The following is a 5,938-nucleotide window of genomic DNA, read 5'->3' as shown; positions in this document are numbered from 1 at the left end:
TCTGGGCAACGGCGTCCCCCGAATTCAGTCAATCGACTGAGTTCGCGGGACGCCGTTTGTTTTTGCGGCGCGAAGTGCGTGCTCGCGCCGTTCGTCCACCGCATTAGGTATTCAGAGATCAGAGATCGCCAACATGAAAATCGTCGTCATCGGCCACGGGATGGTCGGCCACAAACTCCTCGAATGCCTCACCGAACACTCGCCCGGTGGTGGGCTCGAAATCACCGTGCTGGGCGAAGAGTCGCGCCCTGCCTACGACCGTGTGCACCTGTCCGAATTCTTTTCCGGTAAGTCGGCCGAGGATTTGACGCTGGTCGAGCCGGGATTCTTCGAGCGCGAGCATCTGCTGCTCAAACTCAATGCGAAGGCTGTGTCGATCGACCGCGCCGCACGGACGGTGACGGTTTCGACGGGCGAGACGTTGCCTTATGACAAGCTGGTGCTGGCGACTGGCTCCTATCCCTTCGTGCCCGCAGTCGCAGGCAACGAGCGCCACGACTGCTTTGTGTTCAGGACGATCGAGGACCTTCAGGCGATGCAGGAGTGCGGCGCGCGCTCGAAGACCGGCACGGTCGTCGGCGGCGGCTTGCTCGGGCTCGAATGCGCGAAGGCACTGCGCGACATGGGCCTTGTAACGAGCGTCGTCGAGTTTGCGCCGCACCTGATGGCAGCTCAGGTCGACACGGGCGGCGGCCACATGTTGCGCGGGAAGATTGCGGAATTGGGCGTCGCCGTTCACACGCACAAGAACACGGTCGCGATCGTCGACGGGGAGGCCGGCACGCACCGGATGCAGTTCTCCGACGGCACGCATCTGGACACGGACATGATCGTGTTTTCGGCTGGAATCCGCCCGCGCGACGAACTCGCACGCGCAAGCGGCCTTGCGATCGGCCCGCGCGGCGGCATCGTCATCGACGATGGCTGCCACACGAGCGACCCGGACATTTACGCGATCGGCGAGTGTGCTCTCTGGAAGGGGCAGTTGTTCGGGCTGGTCGCACCCGGCTATGAGATGGCGCGTGTTGCCGCAAAGCAACTGCTTGGAGAAAACGCCGAATTCGCCGGCGCCGATACCAGCACCAAACTCAAACTCATGGGCGTGGACGTCGGGAGCATCGGCGATGCACATGGCCAAACGCCCGGTAGCCGCACGTACCAATTCAGTGACGAGCGCAAACAGGTCTACAAGAAGCTCGTCGTGTCGGAGTGCGGCAAGTACCTGCTGGGTAGCGTGCTCGTTGGGGATGCGAGCGAATTCGGCACGTTGCAGCAAATGATGCTGAACCGGATCGAGCTGCCGGAAGCACCGGAATTTCTGATCCTGCCGCAAGCCGATGGTCAAGCGAAGCCCGGTTTAGGTATCGATGCGCTGCCCGATAGCGCACCGATTTGCTCGTGCAACAACGTCACCAAAGGCCAGATCTGCGAAGCGGTCTCAACCGGTGCCACCACCATCGGCGCGTTGAAGCGCGCAACCAAGTGCGGCACGTCGTGCGGCGGCTGCGTGCCGCTTGCCACGCGCTTGATGAAAGCCGAGATGAAGAAGCAGGGGCTGGCTGTCAATAATCACGTGTGCGAGCACTTCCGGTACACGCGCCAGGAGCTCTACCACTTGGTGCGCGTCGAGGGCATCAAGACGTTCGGCGAGCTGCTCGCCAAGCACGGTCAAGGGCTCGGTTGCGATGTGTGCAAGCCGGCCGTCGCCGGGATTCTCGCATCGTGCTGGAACGAGTTCGTGCTGCAAAAAGAGCATGCAAGTTTGCAGGATTCGAACGACTACTACCTCGCGAACATTCAGCGCGATGGCACGTATTCGGTCGTGCCACGCATGCCTGGCGGTGAGGTGACGCCCGATGGCCTGATCGCGGTCGGCCAGGTCGCAAAAAAATACGGCCTCTATACGAAGATCACGGGCGGCCAGCGTGTCGACATGTTCGGGGCGCGCGTCGATCAGTTGCCCCACATCTGGGAAGAACTGATTGCCGCCGGCTTCGAAGCCGGGCACGCATACGGCAAGGCGCTGCGTACCGTGAAGTCGTGCGTCGGATCCACGTGGTGTCGCTATGGAGTCGGCGACTCGGTCGGGCTCGCGGTCGAGATCGAGAATCGCTACAAGGGCCTGCGCGCACCGCACAAATTCAAGTTCGGTGTCTCGGGCTGCACCCGTGAATGCGCAGAGGCACAGGGCAAGGACATCGGCATCATCGCGACAGAGAAGGGCTGGAATCTCTACGTGTGCGGCAATGGCGGGATGAAGCCGCGCCACGCCGAACTGCTTGCGTCCGATCTCGACAAGACGACGCTCATTAAGTACGTCGATCGATTCCTGATGTTCTACATCCGCACCGCAGACCGCCTGCAGCGCACGAGCGTCTGGCGCGAGAGTCTCGAGGGCGGCCTTGATTACCTCATCGACGTGGTGGTGCACGACAGCCTCGGCATTGCCGCGGAGCTTGAAGCTCAGATGAAGCATGTTGTCGATACGTACCAGTGCGAGTGGAAGATGGCGATCACCGATCCGCAAACTCGCAAGCGCTTCCGTCATTTCGTCAACAGCGACAAGGGTGACGAGAACGTGACTTTCGTCGAAGAGCGCGGCCAGATCCGGCCGGCCACGCCTGACGAACGAAATCAACTCAAGCAAATCGACATTCCCGTGGTCGTCGAGACCGTCTAAGACGAAACATCAACGAGATCATCATGAGCAACAACGATCCCATCCAGCAATCCTGGACGCCTGTGTGCGCACTCGACGACATCGTGCCGAATACCGGCGTGTGTGCGCTCGTCAACGGCGAACAAGTGGCGGTGTTCCATGTCGACGACGGCAACGGCAACAGCAACGTGTTCGCGATCAGCAACTTCGACCCAGCCTCACAGGCGGCTGTGCTGTCGCGCGGACTCATCGGCAACCTCGGTGAGCACCTGGTGGTTGCGTCGCCGATCTACAAGCAACACTTCAACCTGCGCACAGGCGAGTGCCTCGAAGAACCCGAGCACTCCGTCAGCGCATATGCCGCGCGCGTCGCCGACGGCCAAGTGTGGGTGCAAGCATGAAAGCTGCCGCAGCCCCGGTCAACGAGTCCGGGGTGCGTGCACGGCTTGTCGTCATCGGTAACGGCATGGCGGGCATGCGCACCGTCGAGGAATTGCTCGAGCTCGCGCCGGACTTATACGACATTACTGTGTTCGGCGCCGAGCCTTACGGCAACTACAATCGCATCCTTTTGTCGCCGGTACTCGCCGGGGAGAAGAGGGTCGAGGACATCATCCTCCATACCCGAGACTGGTACGCGGCCAATGGCATCACGCTGCATGCGGGCGACCCCGTGGTTGCCATCGACCGTGCGCGCCGGGTCGTGCGTTCCCAAAGCGGCGTGGAGGCCAGCTACGACCGGCTGCTGATCGCGACCGGTTCGAAGCCGTTTCTGATTCCGGTGCCGGGTCACGAGCTAAGCGGTGTCATTTCGTTTCGAGACCTCAAGGACGTCGAATCGATGATGAGCGCAGCACGCGACCATCATCATGCAGTGATCGTCGGCGGAGGCCTGCTAGGCCTCGAAGCAGCCAACGGGCTGCTGCGCCAGGGGATGTCGGTCACAGTCGTGCATCTCGTCGACAGCCTCATGGAGCGCCAACTCGACAAGAGCGCGTCCGGGCTGCTGCAAAAGGCCCTTGAGCACAAGGGAATGCGCTTTCTGTTGAATGCCCGCACGGCGGAGTTCGTCGGGACAGACCGCGTCACCGCCGTGCGCTTGGACGACGGCAGCGAGATCGCCGCCGATCTCGTCGTGATGACCGTCGGCGTGCGGCCCAACATTGCGCTCGCGCAACAAGCCGGCCTCTATTGCGAGCGCGGAATTGTCGTCGACGACACCTTGCAAACCTACGATCCGCGCGTCTACGCAGTGGGCGAATGCGTACAGCATCGCACGGCAACGTTCGGCCTCGTCGCGCCGATCTGGGACCAAGCACGCGTATGCGGCGCGCACTTGGCAGGGGCGGGTCACCGCCGTTACGTCCAGAAGGCGACCGCGACCCGGCTCAAAGTGACCGGCGTCGATCTGTACTCGGCCGGCGACTTCATCGGTGGCCCGGGTACCGAGGATCTGGTGCTGCGCGATCCGCGACGCGGGGTCTATAAGCGGCTCGTCATCGAGCAGGATCGGGTGATCGGCGCGGTCCTGTACGGCGATGTCAAGGACGGCGCGTGGTACTTCGAGTTGATCCAGAACCAGACCGACATTTCGCGGATGCGCAGCCAATTGTTGTTTGGCAAGGCCCTATGCGAGGCGCAGGCCATCTGAACCGGGACCGGAACCGAACGTGAACTTTCCCATTACCCCAATCGCGCCTGATAGCAGCCCGCACAGCATCCAGACCACCTGCCCATACTGCGGCGTCGGCTGCGGCGTACGCGCGAGCGCACGGCCGGATGGCTTCGTCGACGTTGCTGGCGACGCCTGTCACCCGGCGAACCGCGGGCGACTATGCGTGAAAGGATCGGCGCTCGGCGAAACGGTCGGACTCGATGGACGCTTGCTCCATCCGCAAATGCGCGAGCCGAATCGCGGCCCTTTGCGTCAGGCGTCGTGGGACGATGCGCTCGCTGCGGTTGCCAGCGGCTTTCGCCGGATCATCGATCAGCACGGCCCCGATGCCGTCGCATTCTACGTATCGGGGCAGTTGCTAACGGAGGATTACTACGTCGCGAACAAGCTGATGAAGGGCTACATCGGCAGCGCGAACATCGATACGAATTCACGTCTGTGCATGTCGTCATCGGTCGCCGGACACAAGCGTGCGTTCGGTGAAGACCTGGTGCCGCTCTGCTACGAGGACCTCGAACTGACGGATCTCGTCGTACTGGTCGGCTCGAACACAGCTTGGTGCCATCCGATCCTGTTCCAACGCATCATCAAGATCAAGGAAACACGGCCAGACATGAAGGTGGTCGTGATCGATCCGCGCTACACCGCGACGTGCGAAATGGCGGACCTGCACCTGCCGCTCAGCTCCGGCACGGACGTGTGGCTCTTCAACGGGCTGCTCGCCTTTCTCGCAGAGTGCGGCGTAACCGATGCCAATTTTGTCGATGACCATACCAACGGGTATGCGAAGGCGCTCGATGCCGCCTTATCGTCCACGAAAGGGGCATTCGATCTCATGCAATGCGCCAAGCAGTGCAAGATCGATCCGGCTGCCCTGCTCGAGTTCTATCTGCTTTTCGCACGTACCGAACGGGTCGTGACGGTCTATTCACAGGGTGTCAATCAGTCGACGTCCGGCACCGACAAGGTCAACAGCATCATCAACTGTCACCTGCTGACAGGGCGTATCGGCAAGCCGGGCATGGGGCCTTTCTCGTTCACCGGACAGCCGAACGCGATGGGCGGGCGCGAGGTCGGCGGCCTCGCGAATACGTTGGCCGCGCATATGGAGCTCGACAACCCGCGCCACCTCGAACTCGTCCAAACTTTTTGGGACTCGCCGACGATTGCATCGCGGCCGGGTCTCAAAGCAGTGGATCTCTTCGAGGCGATCGAGGCGGGCCGAGTCAAGGCCGTGTGGATCATGGCGACAAACCCCGTCGTCAGTCTGCCCAACAGTGATCAAGTCAAGCGTGCACTCGAGCGTTGCGAACTCGTCGTCAGCTCCGACATCGCCGAGGACACCGATACGAATGCGTTGGCGCACATCCTGCTGCCGGCGCTGGGGTGGGGCGAGAAGGATGGCACCGTCACCAACTCGGAACGCCGCATCTCGCGCCAGCGCGCATTCTTGCCGTCGCCGGGGCAAGCGCGAGCTGACTGGTGGATCATGTGCGAGGTTGCGCAACGGATGGGCTATGCGGGCTTCGATTTTGCCGAGCCGCATGAGATCTTCGACGAGCATGCGCGGCTGAGTGCCTATCGCAACAACAGTAGCAACGACA

The 5,938-nt window shown here is 62.0% G+C and carries 4 protein-coding genes; all 4 read left to right on the top strand.

What is annotated here, in order from left to right; genetic code table 11:
• The first annotated feature begins 133 nt into the window (after positions 1 to 133).
• Positions 134 to 2,680 (top strand): nitrite reductase large subunit NirB, encoded by a 2,547-nt coding sequence (nirB, locus tag VL598_RS13250; RefSeq protein ID WP_325327187.1) that lies wholly within the window; start codon positions 134 to 136, stop codon positions 2,678 to 2,680.
• 23 nt (positions 2,681 to 2,703) lie between these two features.
• Positions 2,704 to 3,060, top strand: a complete 357-nt coding sequence (nirD, locus tag VL598_RS13245) for a nitrite reductase small subunit NirD (protein ID WP_325327186.1) — start codon at positions 2,704 to 2,706, stop codon at positions 3,058 to 3,060.
• Complete coding sequence (locus VL598_RS13240) at positions 3,057 to 4,310, top strand: NAD(P)/FAD-dependent oxidoreductase (protein WP_325327185.1); 1,254 nt, start codon at positions 3,057 to 3,059, stop codon at positions 4,308 to 4,310. The genes nirD and VL598_RS13240 overlap by 4 nt, the downstream gene beginning before the upstream one ends.
• Positions 4,311 to 4,329: 19 nt before the next feature.
• Positions 4,330 to 5,938, top strand: a 1,609-nt coding sequence (locus VL598_RS13235) for a molybdopterin-dependent oxidoreductase (RefSeq protein ID WP_325327184.1), incomplete at its 3' end; no start/stop codon positions are given.

Source organism: Trinickia sp. (assembly GCF_035492435.1).
In the GTDB taxonomy this organism is placed as follows: Bacteria; Pseudomonadota; Gammaproteobacteria; order Burkholderiales; family Burkholderiaceae; genus Trinickia.
This window is presented reverse-complemented; position numbering and strand designations above follow the sequence as displayed.

Excerpts from the sequence above, each read along its gene's own strand:
- nirB (WP_325327187.1), top strand. The coding sequence starts at position 134 with ATGAAAATCGTCGTCATCGGCCACGGGATGGTCGGCCACAAACTCCTC.
- VL598_RS13240 (WP_325327185.1), top strand. The coding sequence starts at position 3,057 with ATGAAAGCTGCCGCAGCCCCGGTCAACGAGTCCGGGGTGCGTGCACGG.
- nirD (WP_325327186.1), top strand. The coding sequence starts at position 2,704 with ATGAGCAACAACGATCCCATCCAGCAATCCTGGACGCCTGTGTGCGCA.